The following is a 21,485-nucleotide window of genomic DNA, read 5'->3' on the forward strand; positions in this document are numbered from 1 at the left end:
GCTTAAAAATGGGGTTTATGGATTCTCTTTGTAATCCATTTGGTGTTAGAATGAAGGTGAGAAAAAATACCTGCAGGCAGATATCGCCTCAGGAATAATAGATTTTATGAAGGACAACTCGTATGATCACGATTCCGGTAATGGCTTCAATAGCCCTTATGTCCATAATATTTGATGCCATCATAATAGTTACTGAACTGATATTTTTCCTCGTCCTGATAAGATTTTTATTCTTCAGCGGAGAATTTAAGCAGTTTAGTCTTTTTGCAAAGATAATAGAAATCATCTTTGTATTACTTATTCTATTAATTCTGGCAGCAATTTTCCTGTCGATCGGAAAATTCGAGTAAATTAACAATAGCGCCCGGCACAAAAATATCCATTTAAAAATATTTGTTGCACCAAATTGTGATTTCCGGAAATTAAAAACAGATAAATGCCCCTTCAATGTTATTTAGAACAATAGGCATTTATCTGTTTTTTTAATCTTGTAAATCATCGCCCCGTCTGAAACTGCTCATTTCCAAACGGACACCATGAATCTTATTCCCAAACTGCAAAGGACTGAGGTCCCAGAACAATCTCTTCATCAGTAAAGTCTGCACTTCCTATGCCATAGATAAGATTTCCTGATGCATCAGTATCGCACTTAAAGTCTGCTCTCTTAACCCTTGCCTCAGCTCCATCAGGGTTCACTGCAATGACTAATTTACCTCTTCTGTATACAAAAATCCTCTCACCTTCAGCGGTATATACCACTTCAAAGTCACCATCAGCCTGCAGATCCTTGTTTTCATGCCTGAGACTTATGAGGCTTCTTACTGTATGGAGTACAGAATCAGGATCGTTCTCAGCTTCTGCTACGCTTGGCGCCGTATCTGATAAATCCTGCGGAATGTAGAGCTTATCCTTATCTGCATCAGAGAAGCCAAAATTCTTCTCATTTTTATCCCACTGCATGGGAGATCTGGAGCCGGTTCTCTGGAATCCGCCCTCCTTAGTTCTTACATAATCAAGATACTTCATTCCGATCTCATCACCGTAATATAAAAACGGCACCCCGGGCATAGTGAAGAAAAATGCATATGCAAGCTTTATCTCTGAGATATCCAGAGCCTTTGTAAGTCTTGGAGTATCGTGATTACAGGTAATAAAGCTGATATAGCCATAATCCTTTGAGCCTTCATATCTTGGAAGATAATCCTTAAGGAATCTCTGGGGACCATCACCGCCATCCTTCTTGAAATAGCTGTGGTCACCACCCTCTGTCTCGCAGTCTCTTACAAGGACGTTGTAACCATTTCCGTGATGATCAAGGTAAAAGTCTGCGTGGAAGCCGTATTTCAAAGCACACTGAGGATTGCACCACTCAGAAACCAGCGCAGCATCAGGATAATCCTTATCCATCATCTCCCTGATATTCTGCCACACAGCACCTGTTGCGCTCTTTACCTCATCATCCTCTTTTACAAGGGAGTCGGCCATATCCACTCTGAAACCATCACAGCCCTTATCGAGCCAGAAACGCATAATGTCCTTCAAAGCTTCTCTTGTGGCAATACATGAGGGATGGTCAGGTGTAAGCTGCCATTTCTCAGTTTTGTTTAATACTCCATAGTTAAGAGCAGGCTGGCATTTGAAGAAATTAAGCATATAGCAGCCCTCTCGCTCAGCCTCGCCTCCGATATAGGGATGGCCTGCAATTCCGCAAAATGCGCTGTCTGTCCAGATATATCTGTCTGAAAACTCGTTTCGTTCAGGTTCACAGCTCTTCTTAAACCACTCGTGCTCCTCTGAAGTGTGACCGGGAACAAGATCAAGCAGAATCTTTATTCCTTTTTTATGCGCCTCGTCAAAAAGTCGCACCAAATCTTCGTTTGTGCCATATCTTTCCGCAACCTTCTTATAATCACGGACATCGTAGCCCGCATCCTTAAAAGGTGAATCAAATACGGGATTGAGCCATATCGCGTTACAGCCAAGTCCCTTCACATAATCAAGTTTTTCAATAATACCTTCAATATCTCCGATACCATCAGCATTTGTATCATTAAATGACTGAGGATATATCTCATAAAATACTGCATCAGATAACCATGCCGGCATAACTTTTTTCCTCCTTGCGCTATTTGCGTTATTCGTTTAACTAGATTGCATTATCACACAAATTTTAACGGAATTAAAGAAGAAATTTATCTTTCTTAAAAACCCTCCGGTTTTCATCATAATTCTGAATCTAAGGTATTGTCGATAGTCTTTTTCAGGTTATAATAACCTCTATGAAAACTATGATAAAAAAAATCCCGGATTACATGATCAATTTCCAGGTATTAAGCTCTGACCGTTTAAAAATATTTGCCGTGATCACAATGTTTATAGATCACATAGGGGCAGGAATACTACTGTTCCTAGTCAGATCCGGCTACTATCCTTTCGGCATGGATTTTGACCAGTCAGCTGCTCTATACCAATATATCAGGCATATAGGAAGATGGTCCTTCCCCATCTACTGTTTTTTCATTGTAGAGGGTCTTATACATACCAGAAACGTCAAAAAATACATGCTAAGGCTTGGACTTTTCGGAATCATATCAGAGCCTTGTTTTGATCTGGCCTTCAGACTAAAAGAGGATGTTTTTTCACCGAATATCCCATATGTCCTTGCCAGGAATGCAGAATACATAATGGAAAAATCCAATGTCTACTTCACACTCCTCATAGGGCTTATAGTGATATGGATCATGAAGTATGTGGAGGATAACTTATTTATTGAAAATCCTCTCTCGCCCCTCGGAAAGGTGCCTTCAAAACCGCTTTACCTCATTTTGTATATTGCACCTGTAGCTGCCGGAGCATACCTTGCCAAATTGATGAAAACCGACTACTCATATTGGGGCATAATACTTATAGCAATATTTTTTGTATTTAGAGAAAATCGTGTGCTTGCCTGCATTGCCGGATATATATTTTTCATGAACATGTCGACTGAAGCCTGGAGTCTTCCGGCTTTCACAATGCTGGCATTTTTATACAATGGAAAAAGCGGCCGCCTGCGCAAAAGATTCAAGCTTGCATTTTACGCATTTTACCCAGTTCACCTTCTTTTTGTATATCTGGTCAGATGCTATTTATATTATATCCATTATTCTTGAAAAAATATCGTACCCCGGAATCTTGCGAACCGTGGTATCAGCGAAAACATGAGCCCTCAAAAGATCCTGCCTGTCGGGATGACTGATCCCTTCATCGAACATCGCCACAATTCTTTCAATCTTATCATCGTCAATCCTGCCACGCATTTCCTGGTAGCGTTCCCTTATGGCTATCGGCATGCTGCCCTGACAGAAATACCCTCCAAGGTATTTGTTGTCATCAGGAAGCCACACCTTGCCGATATTTTCAACCTGGCGGTAATATGCGGCATCATTTCCCATGCCACAGGTTCCGAAGAAAGCCACATTTTTACCATGAAGTGACATTATGAGGTCTATAACTTCAAGAGAGCAAGTCCCCCGGTTTGCCCAATAACCTATGAAATACGTCTCCGCGTCATGCCTGCCGTTCCAGCGCCTTACATTGATTTCCTCCTTCGAATCTGAAGGAATCGCATAGAAAATTTCATCAGCTATTTTCTTGGTATTACCTGTTTCACTCGCATAAACAACTAAGTACTTCAGCATGAATCCCTCTTGCAAAAATCGCAGTCAGGACTTTTTCAAAAATCTGTTATCACACTTTGGGCATCTGATTTCTATCCTGCCTTTCCCCCTTGGCACTCTGATTTTCTGACCGCAATTAGGACATTTATATACATGATAATTTTTCTTCTGCGTCCAGCTGTCACCAAAGCTTCTGAAAAAGTCTGCTATCTTGTTGGTATATTTAACAAAGATCTCATTCTCTCTATATCTAAATGGTATATTCTTGGAAAAAAGCCTAAAATAACTGTAAGCCAGAATGGCAATAGCTACATAATACAAAAATCCAAGCGGGGTCAGGAATGACACAAACAGTAAAACAACTGCTATAACCAGACAGAATTTCGTAAGTCTGTCCGTTCCGTATGCACCATATCTACCCTGAAATAAGCGATAGAGAAAATCTTTCATTAAATACAGCTCCTTATCCTACTATCAGGCTTTTAATAGACAAATCCCCTCAATCTAAAGAAAGTATAATTTTCATTACTTAAAATTACAATGAATCGCATATAAATCTTTCTTAAAAATCCCTTAATCCTTTATTACCTAATTTTGCCCTAATGATGCGGATTATTAAGTTTGTGTTATAATAGTTTGATGTATTTAATCAGGAGGCAAATATGCAAATAATCATAGTTGGCTGCGGTAATGTTGGTGCAGCACTCACAGAGCAATTAAGCGGTGAAGGTCATGATGTCACTGTAATCGAGGAGAAAAGGGATGTCATCCAGAGCCTTGTGAATAATTTTGATGTAATGGGAATAGTAGGTAATGGTGCAAGTTATCTTGTCATGAAGGATGCAGGTATTGAATATGCTGACCTTATGATAGCTGTTACAGGTAACGATGAACTCAATCTTCTCTGCTGTCTGATAGCAAGAAAGGCTGGTCATTGTAACACCATCGCCCGCGTTAAGAACCCTATCTATAAAAGAGAGATAAGCTTCATCAAGGAAGAGCTTGGTCTCTCACTTATCGTGAATCCCGAGGAGCTCTCTGCCGCAGAGGCAGCAAGACTTTTGAAGTTCCCTGCTGCTACCAAGATTGAGACCTTCGCAAGAGGACGTGCTGAGATCGTACACATGACTGTCACTGAGGATTCCAGAATATGTGACAAATCCCTTAAAACAATCCAGTCTGAGATCAGAAGTAAAGTGCTGATTGCGGTAGTTTCGAGAGCAGATGAAGTTTTCATCCCCAACGGTGACTTTGTTTTGAGACAGAACGATGAACTTACCATTGTGGGCGCTTCAAGAAGTATCGCTGAATTTTTCAGAAAAATTGGTCTTCCCACTGCAAGGGTACATTCCTGCATGATCATAGGCGGCGGAGCAACCTCCTACTACCTTGCAGAGCAGCTTATATCCTTCGGTATAGATGTAAAAATATTTGATAAAGACCTTGAGCGCTGCAAACAGCTATCAGACCTTTTACCTCAGGCTCTTATCATCAACGCAGACGGCACTGATAAGGATGCCCTTATGGAGGAAGGTCTTGTGGGAACAGAATCCTTTGTTGCCATGACAAACCTCGACGAAGAAAACATCATGCTTTCAATGTACGTTAAGAGTGTTAATCCCAAGGCAAAGCTTATTACAAAGGTGCACAGGGTTAACTACGGCGAGATAATAGGTTCTCTCCAGATAGGCAGTGTGATCTATCCCAAAAACGTAACTGCCCAGAGAATTGTCCAGTATGTCCGCGGTATGACCAACTCTCTTGGAAGCAATAGTATTGAGGCACTTTACAAGATGAATGACGGCAGAGTTGAAGCGCTGGAATTCTTTGTTACTGAGAATGCTGCAGTAATTGATAAGCCCCTCAGTGAGATGCACCTGAAAAAGGGTATCCTTGTAGCTCTCATAAATCGCAAGGGCGAGATAATCTCACCTACAGGTCAGAGTGTCATAAAGGCCGGCGATACTGTTATTGTAATTACCAGCCAGCTTGGTCTTCTTGATATATCAGATATACTTGCCTGAATGTAATTTAACGATTACTTTTCAGGAATGGATAAAACTTTTTTGGAGAAAAAAAATGAATTATAAAATGATACGATTTCTGTTATCACGTGTTCTTCAGATAACAGGACTTCTTATGTTGCTACCACTTATAGTAGCTCTGATCTACAAAGAATACTTCTGTGCAGAAATGTTCATTATCCTGATAGCAGGATGTATTCTCGTAGGTTCAATTGGTGCGTATTTCAAGCCACATAACATAGCCATCTATGCCAGGGAAGGTTTTGTCACCACGGCCCTGACCTGGATACTTATTAGTATGGTTGGCGCACTTCCCTTTGTAATGACAGGTGTCACAGAAAGCTATGTGGATGCCATGTTTGAGACCATTTCCGGCCTTACCACAACCGGTTCCACTATACTTTCAGATGTCAGTATGTATTACAGCGTTCAGTTCTGGAGAACCTTTACCCACTGGATCGGCGGTATGGGTGTGCTGGTATTTATACTTGCAATAATGCCTATGTCAGGCGGCTACAGTATGCACCTTATGCGAGCAGAATCCCCCGGACCTTCTGTTGGCAAAATCGTTCCCAGAGTGCGTGACACAGCCAAAATACTATATCTCATCTACATAGGAATAACCATAACAGAAATCGTTCTCCTCCTTTTTACCGGAATGAATCTGTATGAATCACTTACAACCACCTTTGCAACTGTTGGTACCGGTGGATTTGGTATATCAAATGCAGGAATTAACGAGTTTTCAACCGCATCACAGATCATAATTACTATTTTCATGATCCTCTGCGGTATAAACTTCAGTGTTTATTATTATCTGATCACAATGCGTCCGAAGGAAGCGCTCCAGAATGATGAGGTTAAGCTCTATCTGTTGCTCATGTTCTCTTCTGCAACTCTTATTGCTTTTATGATCTACGATCAGGGAATCACAAATACTCCTTTTGAGTCCTTCCATCATTCGCTTTTTACTGTGGCATCAGTAATGACCACAACAGGTTTTGCAACCCTCGACTTTAACACCTGGCCGCAGCTTTGCAAAACGCTACTTGCAACCCTTATGCTGCTTGGTGCCTGCGCAGGTTCCACAGGTGGTGGTTTCAAGCTCTCAAGACTTTGGATTTTATTAAAGGCTATGAAAAATGAGCTGATTTACATTGTGCATCCCAAATCTGTTAAAAAGGTTTATATGGATAGCCATCCGATTGATTCTACTGTAGTAAAATCAGTATCTGCCTACCTTAGCATGTACGTTGTAATTTTTATGTTCTCAATCCTGCTCATCTCAATAGATGAATTTGATTACGAGACAAACTTTACAGCGGTTGCCGCTACACTAAATAATATCGGTCCCGGACTTGGCATGGTTGGTCCCACAGGCAACTTTGGTGCCTACTCAGACCTGTCAAAGTTCGTCCTTATGTTTGATATGCTTGCAGGAAGACTTGAGCTTCTGCCTATGCTGATACTCTTCTCTCCCAGAACCTGGAGCAGAAGATAAGCGCAATACAAATGGGAGATTTATGAAAAGAAGATGTCAGTACAACTTTTATTGATCTTTGATTTTATTGGCACTGTTGCCTTTGCCATATCAGGGGCGATAACAGGCATCCATAAAAAAATGGATATACTGGGAGTGAATATACTTGCTATAGTTACCGCCTGCGGCGGCGGTCTTATGAGAGATATAGTAATGGGTAATTTCCCTCCACAGATGTTCGTGAATCCATTTTATGTTCTGGTGGCTGCCATAGTAGCCAATATTGTATTTTTAATTATGTATTTTCATAAAAGTGTTCCGCTTAAGTATTCAGGCGTGTATGACCGTGGACTGTTTATTTTTGACACCCTCGGACTTGCCGCATTCATGGTAGACGGAGTAATGATAGGTGTGAATTTCGGTTATGAAGATGACCTTTTTCTTCTTACATTTCTTGGATTTCTCACCGGAGTCGGCGGAGGAGTATTGAGAGATATTCTGTCAGTCCAAATGCCTGCCATTTTCGTAAAGCATGTGTATGCCCTTCCCGTAATAATAGGCGGAATTATAATGGTCTGGATGCATGAAATCATGCACACCTGGAACACCGCAATGGTATGCAGCTTTGCATTCGTCATAATCCTCAGGGCAATGGCAAGACATTTCCGCTGGAACTTACCTAAAGTAAAATTTTAAATATTTGCGCTAAACTCGCGAAAAAACACGTGCCGCCACAACCTGGCTGCACGTGTTTTTTGTTATTCTAATAGTTCATTAAATTCTTTTATTGAGTAGTCGGCTTTATCGTACGAAGCTGCATCACCGATTCCCACAACTGCCATACCTGCTGCCTTTCCGGCATCCACACCTGCATAGGCATCCTCTACCACAATACAGTTTTTTGGCTCTTCACCTAAAAACTCAGCAGCTTTTTCAAAGACCTCGGGATCCGGCTTTGATCTGCTAATATTTGTTCCATCTGAAATAGCATCGAAATAGTCCATTAAATCCACCTTGTTTAAAATGAATTTTGTGTTCTTACTGGATGATCCTATAGCGAGCTTGTGGCCTCTATCTTTAAGTTCCTTCAAGGTGCTTCTGACATCATCAGATACATCTTTCGGAGTCATATTCTCAAGTAATTGCTTGTAGTATTCATTCTTTTGTGTTGCAAGATCTTCCTTTTCCTCGGAAGAAAATTTCTTGGTGCAGCCTTCCAGAATGATGTCCAGTGATTCCATTCTACTGACGCCTCTAAGCCTGTTATTTTTCTCTTCATCAAAGTCAATGCCAAGCTTGTCAGCTATCATTTTCCATGCCTTAAAATGATATTTATCCGTAAATACCAGTACTCCATCCAAATCAAAAATATAGGCTTTCATGCATGTATTCCTTTCTGATCAAAATTTCAAATCCATCTTTCCGCAGAAGGGATCAACAGGGGATTTTCCCTTGAATTCACTTCTGCCAAGGATCTTGTCGATCACCGCATCCATAACAAATTCAGAGTTACAGTAACCGTTGATAAAGGTCTTTACCATAGGCGCATCCAGCAAATGATATGGATTACCAAGACTCACGAACATAACCGGCAGCTCATTCACCATCCATGGCATGTTATTTCCAAGGCCAAACATAGTATGCCAGTTAAGTCTTGCTGTGGTTTTATTGGATGAAGTCTCAATGTTTCCAACATACAAAATAAGGTCATATTTAGACTTTAAATTCCCCACAGAGTCATTCATAACTTCAAAGCCCTCTTTTTCATAGAGGGTAACTTCAAAGCCTTCCTCCGTAAGTCTTCCTATCATGTAGGAGGATACTCTCTCATCGGAATCAAAGCCTCCCATTAGTTCAAGCAAAACTCTTTTATGTCTCTTGGGACTTACAGGCAAAAGTTTCTGAGTATCCTTTACAAGTGTTACTCCTTCGTCTGCACACTCCTTTGCCCACTCTACATGCTCTTTGCAGGAAAGTATTTTTAACGCATCTTTATTAGGCACCAGGGTGCCGGCTTTCTTCTTTTTGGGTAAATTAAGAGCAGCCTTTGTAGCAAGGATGCGCTCAACAGCTTCCTTCAATCTCTCCTCTGACAGGATTCCACTCTCATACCCCTTATGCATAAATTCATAATCTTCATCGATATTCCTATTAAACAGGAACATATCGCATCCGTTCTCAATGCAGGCAGGAACTGCATGTTCTCTGTCCATGGCTGCACAAAAGCCCACCATTGGAGATGCATCTGATACTATAAGCCCGTTAAACCCAAGCTTTTCTCTAAGCAGCTTTTGAAGAAGATTTTTAGAAAGTGTAGCCGGGATTACTCGATCCGGAGCCTTTTTATCAAAGTATTCCTCATATGCAGGTAAAGCGATATGCCCTGCCATTACAGTGAGAGTCCCTTCATCAATCATAGCCTTATACACTTTTCCAAAGCTCTCATCCCATTCATCTGCTGACAGAGAATTAACGCTTGTCAGAAGGTGCTGGTCTCTCTCATCTATTCCATCGCCCGGGAAATGCTTAACAGAAGTGGCAACCTCTTCCTCCCTTGCTGCTTTAAGGTATCCGCGTCCCATCTCTATTACAGTTTCCTCATCATCCGAAAAAGCTCTGACATTAATAATGGGATTATGGTAGTTTCTATCAAGATCCACAACCGGAGCAAAAGCCCAGTTAACTCCAACCGCTGCGCCCTCGGAGCAGCTTACCTTTCCAAGCTGATATCCTCTCTCATAATTGCCGGTTGCCCCTACAAGCATCTCTCTTCCGTAAAATGTCCCCTCCAAAGCAGAGCCATTTCCGCCATATTCAAGGTTTGCAGCAATTAAAAGAGGAAGCTTGCTTTCCTTTTGTAAGAAACTGTGAGCAGCATGAATTTCTTCTCCCGGACCTTCTCTGTACAGAACACCTCCAACCTTATATTTATCAAGAAAATCCTTTAACTCAGTTTCATCTTTGCTAAAGACAACCGGGCAAAAAAGCTGTCCGATTTTTTCATCAAGCGTCATTTTTTCATATGTACTTTCAACCCACTTAATTTGTTCTTCAGTAAGGTTAAAGGGTTTGTCTTTAAAATTAATCATTTGAATACTCCTTTTCTTGCTTATAATCAGTATTTTATAATTTGTCATACTAATTTTGAACGGAATAAATTTTCCTATATCCGACATTTTTTAATCTTGTGATAAAATGATCTAGTACACCGAATAATAATTATCTGGCACAATCATTCAGCGTGAATGTACCAGTAATTTATTTTTCGGTGTACCAAGCAGAAAAAGTATAAGAAGCACAAGGAGTACCTATGATCAAATACACAACTTATGGAAAATTCCAGAGTGAAATGAACTCATATTATAAGCGCACAGGCATGAAGATGCAGTTTCCGGAGATGATAGCCAGAATGGATGAAAAAGGGCTTATGGATCAGTCCCCTTCATATGTCAGAATTCCTCTGGATTCACTTTCCATGGATGACGAGGAATTTGATAAGCTGGTGGATTCCATTCCTCTTCACATAGGAGCAACTTACAACGGTTCCAATGAAATAGGCGAGGATAAGATGATCCCCAGTTTATTTGACGTCTTCACTATTCGCCATCCCCGTCTTACGCGGCATTCATCACACACCCACAACTACTTTGAGCTTAATTTTGTCGTGAAGGGCTCGGCAAATTTTTACTTTGAAGAGACTTGCAGAAAAATGAACGAGGGAGAAGTAAGCATCATCGCCCCAGGCTCAACTCATGACCTTGTGATAGAGGATGAAACTTCTATAGTTTATACCGTATGCATAAGAAGAAGCACCTTTGAGAGCACTTTTTCATCACTCATGTACCAGCAGGATCTCCTGTCAGGTTTCTTTAGAACCATGTTAAAAGATGAAAAGCATTCCAACTACCTTATGCTTTTTACAGAGAACAATATGGAGTGCAGAATTTTCCTAAGAAAGCTCCTCATCGAAACTGAAAACCAGGATAGCTACAGCAACAACTGCTGCATCAATCTGATCAATCTGTTCTTTTCAAATTTGCTCAGGAATTACAGTAAAACCATATCCTTTTATAACTATGACATAAATTCAGATTTTTCACTGGTGCTTCAATATATCCAGCACAATTATCAGAATCTGACATTATCCTCACTGGCAGAATTCTTCCACTATTCAGAGCCTCACCTTTGCACTCTGATAAAGCAGAACACAGGAAAGAACTATACAGACCTGATAAAGAGCCTGCGCATGAAAAACGCAAAGGATCTTCTTATGAACACTACACAGAAAATCAATGAAATCGCTGAAGAAATCGGATATAACAGTGCCGACCATTTTTCAAGAGTCTTCAGGGGTGAATTCGGTATGTCCCCTGCTGAATTCAGAAAACAAAATAAAATAGATGGTCCCTTCATCCCGTTCTCTACTGAAAACTAAGGATGAAAGAACCATCATCTTTAATACATTATTTTATGCTGCATTATCATTTTCTGCATGCATCTTTGCCTTCATCTCTTCAATTTCGTTCTTGTACTTTCTGATAGGTCCGAAGACTACGCAGAGAATAACTACAAGACCAGTCAGTGAAGGTGCTCCGAATTTGATGAAGTTAAGGGCAAACATTGCAGATTCAGGCTGCTGGCCGATTGCACCTGCCACATATCCTGATGCAGCGAGGATTGCAAGAATACCTGAATTTGTTACTGTATTTCCACACTTCTGGGCAAATCCCTTGATTGATGAGACAAGACCATTTGCAGTTTTTCCTTCCTTGTACATGATGAAGTCGATAGTATCATTTACAAGGATGTTAACCAGTGCATTCTGCATTGCTCCTGTTACTGAAGCGATGAATGTAAGCACGCACAGAAAAACGAAGTTTGTTTTTCCAAAGAAGAACAATATCATATAAAGAATGATTGTTGATATCTGTGAAAAGCACAGCGCTCTCTGTCCTGTCTTGAATACCTTAAGAACTATAGGCATTGCTACAACCATTGAAACAAGCGCTCCGATTGAGATAACTCCCATGTAAACACTGATAAGATCAGGTCTCTCATAGTAGTACATCATATAGTAAACTGATGATGCAAACATCAGGCCATATCCCATGGAAGCCATTACCCATGCGATGATATTGGGATAAACCTCTTTGTACTTGAGAATCATTTTAAGACCCTTAAATGGATTCTTTTCAGGTTTTGAAAGGTATCTTTCCTGGCCTCTGGAAGCCCTGAACAGTCCCCAGAAGGATACGAATGAAAGAATTCCGCATATTATCATGTAGGGAATGTATCCGTTTGAAAATCCAAGGCTGTTAAAGAATCCAGTGATGTTGGGTGTAAATGTGTTTCCGATTGTAAATGCCACAGCGCAGCATCCCGCACCCATTGTTATGATCTTATTTCTCTCTTCATCTCTCTTAACAGCTGCTGGAAGTATTGCCATCTGAGGCATGGTATACATTGTTACTGTCATTCCGTAACCAATGTACATCACAAGGATATATGCAGCCTTTGCCATATTACTTGTAAATCCCCAGTCTACCCACACCATTGTTGCAAAAAATGTTAAGAGCACAGGTGCAAATAAGAAATATGGACGATATCTTCCAAGCCTTGTATGTGTGCTGTCAGCTAAAACACCCATGATAGGATCGTTTATTGCATCCCATAATGTTGAGATAAGCATTATCACAGAGCATATAGCTGCCGGTATTTTTAATGTATCAGTCATGTAAACCGACAGATAACTGGCAAGAACAGCCGCAGCTGCCATTGCTCCTCCATTTACGGAAGTTGCATGAAACCATCTGAATGCACTTCCAACTTCAGTTTTGCTATTAGTATTACTTTTGTTCCCCATTGTCCTTCTCCTTAGTTTTTATTAGTAACAATGTTTTTTTGCTTTGCAAAAGTATAATAGCAAGAGTTTACTCATGCCTCCATGTAATAACTTTATTCATATCCGACATATTTTAAGGTGCATTATTTTTGCAAATATTCATAAAGCAGGCTTAAATATTGATTTTAATCTGTTTTCCGTCATCTAATGATACTTTTAATGCCACATTTCCTACAGATTTTCTTTGTATAACAGCCAGCGCTCTGCCATAGTAGGTTTTAGTAACATTTCCTGTATATGCTTCCTGCGATTTAGGATCTCCGGAGCCAAATCCAAGAAGCACACCATCTCCTTCTATCTCTGCAGTTATAGTTTCATCCCGATCTGTAAATGTATTGCCATCTGCATCCTCCAGCATCAGATTTACAAACACATGCTTATCCCCTTTACTCGTGTTCTCATCTATCTCTGCAACCAGTCTGATATCTCCTTTAGCAGTTACAAGCTCATACTCCCCTGTTTTTTCTCCCTTAGAATATGAGACTACCTTTAGAGTTCCTGGCTTATAAACAGTTTCAAAGAGCACTCTGCAATTATCTTCTTTATTGATTTTCTTTTTCTCAATGCGTTTATCATTTACAAAAAGCTCAACCTCATCTCCTGCAGAATAGACTTCGATAATTACAGGCTTATTTTCATATCCATCAAAATTCCAGCTTGAAATAGCATCGCTCATAACCCAGGGGGTCTTAATTAGCTTTTCTCCATAGTGTGCGGGGTTCTGAACAGCGATATACGGAGCCTTTCTAAGTCCAAATACTATTTCCCTATAGTATGACAAGGGTCTTCTAAATCCCGTAATATCTACATCTCCTGTGTAGGCAAGCTTAGCAGGAAACTGAGCTCCAAAGCCTCCCTCTCCAAAGTTGTAGGCAGGTATTCCAACTCCCGCTTCTCCAAGATAATCCCACCCCGTCCAGGTAAAGTCACCGATTACCTGGGGAAACTTCATCACTTCACGCCAGTTGACGGCAATCTCAGGAGGATAAGTCTCACTGCCTACAATAATGCGATTAGGGTTAATTTCATTATCAAGAACATATCTTGCAGTCATGTAATTGTATCCTGCTATATCCGTCATAGCGCAGGCCTTATCAAGTCTTTTTGTAATCTCAGGATGAACAACTATTTTGTCCATATATTTATCCATGATAGTCATGAAATCATTGACATTAATTGAGTCATCAGATTCTCCAACAGATGATGCCACATCAGCAGTAATCTGAGGCACGGCATCCCCTGCAGCAAATACACCGTTGATGGATGCCAGGGTAAATCTATATGGGTCAAGCTTATGACAAAGCGCACTTATTTTTCCTGCAAGTCTGCTGCCCTCGTCTGTTCCGATCTCAGGAATCTCATTACCTATGGAATACATGATAACAGAAGGATGATTGTAATCCTTAAGCACCATTGCTTCTATGTCACGCTCCCACCAGTCCATGAAATAAAGGTTGTAGTCATAATCCGACTTGGCCCTGGTCCACATATCAAAGGCTTCTTCCATCACATACATACCAAGCTCATCGCAGGCTTCAAGCAGCACCGGTGCGGCAGGATGATGAGACATTCTGATAGCGTTAAAGCCCGCCTTTTTCAGTATGGAAATCCTTCTATATTCAGCTTCCTTATAGGTCTTTGCCCCCAGTATTCCGCTGTCATGATGAACACAAGCTCCGCGAAGCTTCACGGTTTTGCCGTTTACTCTAAGTCCATGACGTGAATCAAGACTGAGTTTCCTAATGCCGATAGTTGTCTCTTCCGTATCCAGAATCTCTCCCTGACTAAATGAACCGTTGTCTTCAGTCTTAGCCACAGAAACAGTCACAACTGCTTTATAAAGCTCAGGGTTGTCCTCAGACCACAGTAATGGATTTTCAACGAACAATCTTGAGAGCACCTTGCTTTCTGAATCCGCCTTGGTGCTTACTATTTTTCGCTCTTCTGCAATTACTTTTCCTTCCCTGTCCATAAGTTCAAAGCAGACAGCAATGTCCATAGATACCGGCTCGCCATTCATTACATTTGCGCTAAGCAAAATGGTTGCTTCTTCCTCACTGCAATCTTCAGTTGAAACCAGGAAGCTGTTCTCCTTCACATATGTTTTTCCACCGGTAAGCATATAAACATCCCTATAGATTCCTGAACCTGTATACCAGCGGCTGTTTTGCCCGGAACTATTTTTAACCTGAATGCGGATTTCATTTTCCCCTTCTTCCTTCAGAAGGTGCGATATCGGGACTATAAATTCTGAATAACCATAAGGTCTATTGCCTGCAAGCTGACCATTGACATACACAAAAGAATTCATGTAGATTCCCTCAAAAAGGAGCGAAATATTTCTCTCCCTGTCTCCGGGTTTTGACTCGTAGAATTTTACATAGGTATATGAACCTCCGTCGTAAAATCCCGTATTTCCACCGTTTATAGAATCAGCATGAGGCGTGGTCTCAATCATCGCGTCATGGGGAAGGTCTATCTTCCTTGCGTTTTGCGGAATATCCCACACAAGAGCAAACGCATCCTTACTATTCCAAAAAAGCCAGTTATCATTCCAATTTGTCTCTCTCATATTTATCTTCCTTTGCCTTTTGATTTCTCAAATTACTACATTGAAATTTTAATATCTGCATTTTGGATGAAAAACAAATTATTTTGACCTTTCTCCGACATTTTTTAAGAATGCTTGCTCAAATAAAAAGTGGAAGCCCCTCTACTAAAAGAAGTATGCTTCCACTGCTTTTTACTTTTAAATATTTAGTTCATTACAAAATAGCTATAAACTGTTTTTGCCAGTTAAAATACGTTAGGCAGGTAAAAAGAGATAAGTCCGATTGCTACAACTCCAAGAACTGTTGCAATAATAGAAGGTGCTGTACGGAAAATGTGAACTACTTCCTTTTCCTCAGAACTATTCTTAGCAAATATTGATTTGAACTCTTCAAGGTGTCCTTCATTTTTAGCGATAGCCTGCATGATTATCTTTGCAATAAATGCAGCAATCACAGCAATAACGAACCAAATTAAAACTGCTGTACCCATTCCGCTCTGTCTTGCAGTTTCAATCTCAGTTGAAAAATCCTTCCCTGCTGACTGCATTACAATTGTGTATACATAGAGCATAAGAATATTTCCAAAGTTAATAAGGAAATGAATGATCATTGATGTAACAATGCTTCCACTTGCCACATTAACAAAGGCAAAGATTATACCAAGTAAAAATGCATAGCAGAACTGATTCAGGTTAAGGTGCAGGATTCCGAAAAACAGTGCTGAAAGAATTGCAGCCTTCATAATGGTGGATATTGTTCTGTATTTATTGAACAGAAAACCGCGGAAAAAGATTTCCTCAAAAATAGGCGGTAACAATGAAATTACCATAATTATAGGGGCTGCAGAATCCTGCATCATATTAGATGCGCCCTGTGCTATAACATTCGGTACAAAAAGCTGAGAAAACAAGTTACCGAAAATCAATATAGGATTTATCACTATAGTGAGTAGAATTGTAAGAAGAATTGTTGAAATCTTTATCTTATGGAAGCCAAGTGTGCTAATGACAGGCTCCCCGTTCTTCTTAAGATAAATGATTAACGGAACAAAGATTGCTGCCTCAGCAAGGACTGTAGACCAGATTCCCATTAAAATGTCAACTTTCGAAAGCAGCAGTGCCGCTATTACAATCGCAACATTTAGAAGCAGTACGATAGAAAAAATAATACTTACCTGATTTGATTCTTGTTGTTTTGACATATAGTTTCCCTCCAAAATTTTTTCAACAAAGTTGATTTTACATAATTGGGAAACTATTTACAACACTAAATCAGAAAGATATGCATGTTTATTCAGATATTTAAGAAACTTCAACTCCCTTTAGGGGAGTTGAAATAAACCACAGAATTCCTGCATTCTGCAGGATACGATTCCCGTTTTTTCATAAAACAGTAATCCTTATTTTCCTATAACATGTATGGTTTCAAGAGTCTTATTAAAAATCTCCTCAAAATCATCATCCTCTGCCCTGGAAAATACAATAGTAAATACCTTGTTTGATGATAAAACCATGACTGTCATCTGATGAATAGTCTGGGAATTTTCAGGTGTAAACGATGTTTTGATTAGATATCCCGGAAAGCCTTCAAATTCCTTATTTTCAAAGCTCTCAAGAGTAAAGTTTATGTTTTCCCCATAGAGATTTTCATAGTTTTCTTTCTGAATGCTTTCATACATCTCAGAAGTCAGCTCATCATATCTGTATTCAACGCCATCATCTTCGCTTTCCCCGGCAGCCTTTTGTGCATTAGTAAGTACCTTGGCTTTGGGAATCTGAGTCACTTTATAAGTTATGTTTGCAGATTCAAGAGGATAATAATCATTCACATATTGCCCAGCTACATCAGATAAATGAAAGCCTGCAGGGACTATAAAAGAGCAGCAAAGCGCTTCCGGAAGAGTACTCAGTTTAGAAGGCTCTGAATTTTGACTAACATCAAGCTTACTGCTTTCAGCCTTCTCTGCTTCACTAATGACATTACCATTTTCTTCAGTACTACCACTTTTTCCTTCATCATTTTCTCCAGTACTACCTGACTGGTTCTGACTGTCTTCACTGCTTTCTTCCTGGCCACTGTCTTTGCCTTCCACTATCTCTTCAAGCACTGCATTGGCACCTACTGCACTTGCATCTGTAATCTCACCTGCAACAACAGGTACCGACCCACTTGCATCATTATTCTCTTCAGCCAGTGCCGGTAAGCCTGTATCCCCTACAAGGCATATCGATAGCACCGTCGCAGCAAAACATCCCATCATTTGAATTTTTCTGTTTTTCAATATATCAGTTTTCCTCACTGTTCCCTCACACAATAATATGTACAATAATTTTTCCCGGTTGCTAAACTAAGTTCGAATACATCAAACCAATATCTCTCGTTCATAAAGCTTCCATTATTGACGCTATCTATTCCTGCTTTTTCTTTCCAGTCTTTTAAAATATCCTCCCTGGAATTAAAACTGCCAAGAAACAGTACCCTGTCCTCATTTTCAACAAGTTCTGCTACCTCTGAGGGTTCATATATCATGCTTATTCCGGAAAACATATTTTCCAAAACCGCATCAGTTGTTCCACCATAAAGGTACACCTGAGCAGGAAGCTGGTCTTTATCTACGTTTATTACATCGGTCATGCCATTTGAGTAGTACAGGGATAAAGCTGCTACCTGATCAAAGTTACAGATAAGTACTGTGTTTTCATCAATAGCATCCCAGACCTTCTGCGTTTCCACCATATTAACACGTTTATACAGCTCATTTCCACGGAAAGCCCAGAAATCCCTGACGCAGAAAACGGTCATAAGTCCCAGGAGTCCCATACATATATAAGACACTGTTTTACCCGAATTTCTGCTGCCATTCTTTAGTCGTTCATGGATGCCTTCTAATACCCCAAACCATAAGGCTCCCATGCCGGGAATCATGTATCTGTAAACAAATACAGGCCTAAGCAACAATGATGCTCCAAATCCAAAAACAATAATTCCAATTATCGGCATAAAGCACAGCCACATATATTCATCCTTTATGTTCGTAATAACCAGAACACAAAGCAGTATAAATATGACTACTGCCAGGAATGTAGCCAGCTTTTCATTAAAAAATCCCGGTTTTAGCAGATACTTTATAATACCTCCAATGCTTCTTAATCCCAGAGGCTGAATCCAATAACTGCCCGAAACAGTTTTTGCCTGCGATAGCACAACCCCAATCCATGGAAAATAGCAAACCGCAGTCAGATTTGCACTGATGAGGATTATCCCGAGCTGCCAGATATTTTTCCTTATAGACAAAATAATCAGAAATACATAAACTGCCGCAACTGCAACAGCTGCGTAGTACTGAGTGTAGCAGGCAAGTAACCCATATATAAAAACAGGTAAAATATTCTTCCACTTAAGCCCCTTAATCTGCTTTTCGGGATTGCTTTCAAGAAATGGTCTTGCATGGATACATAAAGCTGTCACAAAAAGCATCACCCAGCTGTACATTCTGATTTCAACACCATACTCTGACATCTGAGGCATTGCGATCATAGCACAGGAAAACATTCCTCCAATAAGGCATCCATATCGCTTTCTTATGATAGTCAGCCCATAGATATATAAGATAATAAGTGGAATAAGGCTTGCAAACTTCGCAGCATAAACAGGCAGATTCCCTGCCTGTATTAAATCCAAAGCTCCCTGCCCATGGCCTGATGCACCACCGAATACTCCGCTTAGTAAGCCAAATATTTTTACAAAAAAGTGCGCAATAATATAATACAGCGGCGGGTGTACATCCGCCGCTGTTAATTTAACCATCTCAGGTATGGGCTTAAGAGCAAATTGAATACTAAAAAGCTCGTCATACCATATATCCGGACTAAAGCACAGGTAAGCCATGAAGCCAAGCATGCCTGCTGAAAACAGATACATGATTAAACTAAAGAGCCTCTGTACCTTGATCCATAATGTTTTTGCTCTGTTACTGTTGCCCATATTTTTTATTCAACACTGTCAATAAGTTCAAGTGTATGCTCAGCATTCATCTTCTTGCACATCTCAACAAACTTATCAAGAGGTACATTCTGAATCTGCTTATTAGAGCCACGCACATTGATAGAAACTGTATTCTCAGCTGCTTCCTTATCTCCAAGTACAATGATGTAGGGATCCTTGTAGTTCTTGAACTTCTTGATCTTCTCCTTCATGTTGTTGTCGGAGTAATCAGCCTCAACATCAACGCCGTTCTCATAAAGGAGATCAGCTACCTTCTTAGCATACTCGTTGTGCTCAACACGGATCGGTACGATACCAACCTGATAAGGGCTGAGCCAGAACGGGAACGCACCCTTGAAGTTCTCGATGATGATACCGATGAATCTCTCAAGGGAACCATAGATAGCTCTGTGGATAACAACAGGCATCTCAAGACTTCCGTCCTGAGCCTGATATGTAAGGCCAAAGTTGTGAGGAAGCTGGTAGTCAAGCTGTACTGTACCGCACTGCCACTCTCTTCCGAGTGCATCCTTGATCTGAAGGTCGATCTTGGGGCCGTAGAAAGCACCGTCGCCTTCGTTGATCTCATAGCCACCCTCGCCATACTTCTTATCGAGAATGCTCTTAATAGCAGCCTCTGCTCTGTTCCAAACCTCAATATCACCCATGAAATCATCAGGGCGTGTTGAGAACTCAGCTCTGTATGTAACACCGAATGTCTTGTAGATCTCATCAGCAATTGAGATGATATCTGCAATCTCATCCTGAATCTGTGACTCCATTACGAATGTATGGTCATCATCCTGTCTGAACTCCTGAACACGGAAAAGACCGTTCATCTGTCCGGACTTCTCTTTTCTGTGAAGTACATCGTACTCACTGTAACGAATAGGAAGCTCTTTATAAGAATGAACTGTTCTCTTGTAAGTCATCATAGCGTTAGGACAGTTCATAGGCTTAGCACCCATTGTATCAAGTGCTTCTCTGTTGTAGATAACAGAGCCTCTCTCGATCTTAACGGGAGCCTTAGCTGCATCCTCTTCCATGCCATCTGCAACGTCCGGAATAGTTGTGTCAGCCTGAACATGACCTGCAATTCCGGGAACGATAAACATGTTGTTTATGTAATGAGCCCAGTGTCCACTGATAAGCCACAGTTTCTTATTATCAATAAGAGGTGCTGCTATCTCAGTATATCCATGTCTCTCCTGAATCTCTCTTGAGAACTTAAGGAGCTTCTGATACATTCTCCATCCTCTGGGAAGCCAGTAAGGCATTCCGGGAGCTGTCTCATCAAACATGAAAAGATCAAGCTGAGCACCGATTTTTTTATGATCACGCTCAAGAGCTTCCTGGATCATCTTCAGATGAGATTTAAGCTCATCCTTTGAAGGGAATGCATAGAGATAGATTCTGGTCATTGAATCTCTCTTCTCATCACCTCTCCAGTAAGCACCTGAAACGGCCTTTACTTTATATGAAACATTCATCAGCTCCTGAGAATTCTCAACGTGAGGTCCACGGCAAAGATCGATGAAGTCATCACCTGTGTTATATGTAGTGATTGTCTCACCTTCTGGAAGATCCTGAATAAGCTCAGTCTTGAACTTCTGATCCTTGAAGATCTCAAGTGCCTCAGCCTTGGTAACTTCCTTTCTTGTCCATGCTTCTCTTCTCTTGATGATCTCACGCATCTTATCCTCGATGGTCTTGAAATCATCCTCTGTCACAGCCTTAGGCAAAACAAAATCATAGTAGCAACCGTCTGCTACCTGCGGACCAATTGCATACTGTGTCTCTTCACCGTAAAGTTCAATTACGGCCTTTGCCAGAATGTGTGCCAATGAATGGCGGTAAACTTCCTGAAATTCTTCTTTTGTCATA

The 21,485-nt window shown here is 40.6% G+C and carries 17 protein-coding genes; 6 read left to right on the forward strand and 11 right to left on the reverse strand.

The features are described 5' to 3' along the window. Window positions 1–122 precede the first annotated feature (122 nt). A complete protein-coding gene (locus tag G622_RS0120075) occupies window positions 123–350 on the forward strand; it encodes a hypothetical protein (protein ID WP_026512127.1) in 228 nt (75 codons plus the stop codon). A gap of 193 nt (window positions 351–543) precedes the next feature. Here G622_RS0120075 and G622_RS0120080 read toward each other — a convergent pair whose 3' ends face one another. Beyond that, window positions 544–2,106, reverse strand: coding sequence for an alpha-amylase family glycosyl hydrolase (locus G622_RS0120080; RefSeq protein ID WP_026512128.1), 1,563 nt, complete (start codon window positions 2,104–2,106; stop codon window positions 544–546). A gap of 182 nt (window positions 2,107–2,288) precedes the next feature. On the opposite strand from G622_RS0120080, the gene G622_RS0120085 reads away from it, so the two are divergent. Then, window positions 2,289–3,152: a TraX family protein gene (locus G622_RS0120085; RefSeq protein ID WP_026512129.1), complete on the forward strand. Its 864-nt coding sequence runs from the start codon at window positions 2,289–2,291 to the stop codon at window positions 3,150–3,152. Here the strand turns inward: G622_RS0120085 and bilS are convergent. Next, complete coding sequence (bilS, locus tag G622_RS23990; protein WP_049945989.1) at window positions 3,129–3,680, reverse strand: flavodoxin family protein BilS; 552 nt, start codon at window positions 3,678–3,680, stop codon at window positions 3,129–3,131. The two genes, G622_RS0120085 and bilS, sit on opposite strands and share 24 nt — an antisense overlap. A 24-nt stretch (window positions 3,681–3,704) precedes the next feature. Further along, the gene (locus tag G622_RS0120095; RefSeq protein ID WP_026512130.1) at window positions 3,705–4,109 is read right to left on the reverse strand and encodes a hypothetical protein; all 405 of its coding nucleotides are present in this window, start codon (window positions 4,107–4,109) and stop codon (window positions 3,705–3,707) included. A gap of 212 nt (window positions 4,110–4,321) precedes the next feature. On the opposite strand from G622_RS0120095, the gene trkA reads away from it, so the two are divergent. The 3 genes from trkA to G622_RS0120110 are packed head-to-tail and all read left to right on the forward strand — an operon-like array spanning window position 4,322 to window position 7,859. Further along, complete coding sequence (trkA, locus tag G622_RS0120100; protein WP_026512131.1) at window positions 4,322–5,683, forward strand: Trk system potassium transporter TrkA; 1,362 nt, start codon at window positions 4,322–4,324, stop codon at window positions 5,681–5,683. A gap of 55 nt (window positions 5,684–5,738) precedes the next feature. After that, entirely contained in the window at window positions 5,739–7,184 is a 1,446-nt protein-coding gene (locus G622_RS0120105) for a TrkH family potassium uptake protein (protein ID WP_026512132.1), read from the forward strand. A gap of 33 nt (window positions 7,185–7,217) precedes the next feature. Beyond that, the gene (locus G622_RS0120110) at window positions 7,218–7,859 is read left to right on the forward strand and encodes a trimeric intracellular cation channel family protein (protein ID WP_026512133.1); all 642 of its coding nucleotides are present in this window, start codon (window positions 7,218–7,220) and stop codon (window positions 7,857–7,859) included. A 62-nt stretch (window positions 7,860–7,921) separates the two neighbouring features. Here G622_RS0120110 and pgmB read toward each other — a convergent pair whose 3' ends face one another. Continuing rightward, complete coding sequence (gene pgmB / locus G622_RS0120115; RefSeq protein WP_026512134.1) at window positions 7,922–8,545, reverse strand: beta-phosphoglucomutase; 624 nt, start codon at window positions 8,543–8,545, stop codon at window positions 7,922–7,924. Between the two features lie 18 nt (window positions 8,546–8,563). Further along, a complete protein-coding gene (locus G622_RS0120120; RefSeq protein ID WP_026512135.1) occupies window positions 8,564–10,252 on the reverse strand; it encodes a glycoside hydrolase family 3 protein in 1,689 nt (562 codons plus the stop codon). Between the two features lie 221 nt (window positions 10,253–10,473). On the opposite strand from G622_RS0120120, the gene G622_RS0120125 reads away from it, so the two are divergent. Beyond that, entirely contained in the window at window positions 10,474–11,598 is a 1,125-nt protein-coding gene (locus tag G622_RS0120125) for an AraC family transcriptional regulator (RefSeq protein ID WP_026512136.1), read from the forward strand. Window positions 11,599–11,631: 33 nt separating this feature from the next. Here the strand turns inward: G622_RS0120125 and G622_RS0120130 are convergent, their stop codons facing one another. From G622_RS0120130 to G622_RS0120155, 6 genes are all read right to left on the reverse strand, one after another. Then, entirely contained in the window at window positions 11,632–13,026 is a 1,395-nt protein-coding gene (locus G622_RS0120130; RefSeq protein WP_026512137.1) for an MFS transporter, read from the reverse strand. 151 nt (window positions 13,027–13,177) lie between these two features. Next, entirely contained in the window at window positions 13,178–15,637 is a 2,460-nt protein-coding gene (locus G622_RS0120135) for a glycoside hydrolase family 2 TIM barrel-domain containing protein (RefSeq protein WP_026512138.1), read from the reverse strand. A 224-nt stretch (window positions 15,638–15,861) separates the two neighbouring features. Beyond that, the gene (locus tag G622_RS0120140; RefSeq protein WP_026512139.1) at window positions 15,862–16,818 is read right to left on the reverse strand and encodes a CPBP family intramembrane glutamic endopeptidase; all 957 of its coding nucleotides are present in this window, start codon (window positions 16,816–16,818) and stop codon (window positions 15,862–15,864) included. A 198-nt stretch (window positions 16,819–17,016) separates the two neighbouring features. Next, entirely contained in the window at window positions 17,017–17,898 is an 882-nt protein-coding gene (locus G622_RS0120145) for a hypothetical protein (protein WP_155831574.1), read from the reverse strand. 14 nt (window positions 17,899–17,912) lie between these two features. Further along, window positions 17,913–19,601 carry a hypothetical protein gene (locus G622_RS0120150; protein ID WP_155831575.1) on the reverse strand — a complete coding sequence of 563 codons (1,689 nt, stop codon included), beginning with the start codon at window positions 19,599–19,601 and terminating at the stop codon, window positions 17,913–17,915. Window positions 19,602–19,606: 5 nt separating this feature from the next. After that, entirely contained in the window at window positions 19,607–21,484 is a 1,878-nt protein-coding gene (locus G622_RS0120155; RefSeq protein WP_026512142.1) for a threonine--tRNA ligase, read from the reverse strand. Between the last annotated feature and the right edge of the window lies 1 nt (window position 21,485).

The organism is Butyrivibrio sp. LC3010 (assembly GCF_000424385.1).
Classification (GTDB): Bacteria; Bacillota; Clostridia; order Lachnospirales; family Lachnospiraceae; genus Butyrivibrio.